The 1,241-nt window shown below is 65.4% G+C and carries 3 protein-coding genes; all 3 read left to right on the forward strand.

Annotated elements, in window-relative coordinates; translation table 11 throughout:
• On the forward strand, positions 1-668 hold a 668-nt coding region (locus PFH44_RS27725), incomplete at its 5' end, for a homocitrate synthase/isopropylmalate synthase family protein (RefSeq protein ID WP_463671594.1).
• Positions 668-928 carry a nitrogenase-stabilizing/protective protein NifW gene (locus PFH44_RS27730; RefSeq protein ID WP_082079094.1) on the forward strand — a complete coding sequence of 87 codons (261 nt, stop codon included), beginning with the start codon at positions 668-670 and terminating at the stop codon, positions 926-928. The genes PFH44_RS27725 and PFH44_RS27730, both read left to right, overlap by 1 nt.
• Positions 925-1,241 (forward strand): nitrogen fixation protein NifZ (locus PFH44_RS27735; RefSeq protein WP_283826860.1); only part of this gene is annotated, 317 nt, incomplete at its 3' end. The genes PFH44_RS27730 and PFH44_RS27735, both read left to right, overlap by 4 nt.

The following is a 1,241-nucleotide window of genomic DNA, read 5'->3' on the forward strand; positions in this document are numbered from 1 at the left end:
CCCGCCTGCGCTACGCCGACACGGTTGGCATACTCGATCCCTTTACTACCTTCGAGCACATCTCGGCCCTGCGCGAAGCCTGGCCCGGCGACATCGAGATGCATGCCCATAACGATCTCGGCCTCGCCGCCGCCAATACGCTGGCGGCGGTGCGCGCCGGCGCCTCCAGCGTCAATACCACCGTGCTTGGCCTCGGCGAGCGCGCGGGCAACGCGGCGCTGGAAACCGTGGCTCTGGGCCTTGAGCGCTGCCTCGGCGTTGACACCGGCGTCTATTTTCCGGCCCTTCCCGCGCTCTGCCAGCAGGTGGCGGCGGCGGCGCTGCGCTCCATCGATCCGCAGCAGCCGCTGGTCGGCGAGCTGGTCTTTACCCACGAGTCGGGCGTCCACGTGGCGGCGCTGCTGCGCGATCGCGAGAGCTATCAAGCGATCGACCCGGCGCTGGTCGGCCGCAGCTACCGGCTGGTGCTGGGAAAACACTCCGGGCGTCAGGCGGTCAACGGCATTTTCGACGCCATGGGCTATCACCTCAGCTCCGCGCAAATTAACCAGCTGCTGCCCGCCATCCGCCGCTTTGCCGAAAACGGCAAGCGCAGCCCGCGGGACTATGAGCTGGTCGCGATGTATGACGAACTCTACGGCGCTACCGCGCTGCGAACAGGGGGATAATCATGGAGTGGTTTTATCAAATTCCCGGCGTGAACGAGCTGAGTTCCGCCGAGTCGTTCTTTCAGTTTTTCGCCGTGCCCTATCAGCCTGAGCGGCTCGGCCGCTGCTGCCTGCCGGTGCTGGCGACCTTTCACCGCAAGCTGCGCGCCGAAGTCCCGCTGCAGAACCGGCTGGAAGAGAACGCCCGCGCCCCATGGCTGCTGGCGCGACGGCTCCTCGCGGAGAGCTACCGCCAGCAGTTTCAGGAGGAGGAGCAATGAGGCCAAAATTCACCTTCAGCGACGAAGTGCGGGTGGTGCGTGCGATCCGTAACGATGGCACCGTCGCGGGCTTCGCCCCCGGCGAGCTGCTGGTCAGGCGCGGCAGCACCGGCTTTGTCCGCGACTGGGGCGTTTTTTTACAGGATCAGATTATTTACCAGATCCACTTTCCGCAGGGCGACCGGGTCATCGGCTGCCGCGAGCAGGAGCTCATCCCCATCGCCCAGCCCTGGCTGGCCGGAAATTTGCAGTATGGCGATACCGTCACCTGCCGGATGCCGCTGGCCGTCAACGGTGAGGTGGTGGTTAACGT

The organism is Klebsiella sp. Ech2A (assembly GCF_030078455.1).
In the GTDB taxonomy this organism is placed as follows: domain Bacteria; phylum Pseudomonadota; class Gammaproteobacteria; order Enterobacterales; family Enterobacteriaceae; genus Klebsiella; species Klebsiella terrigena.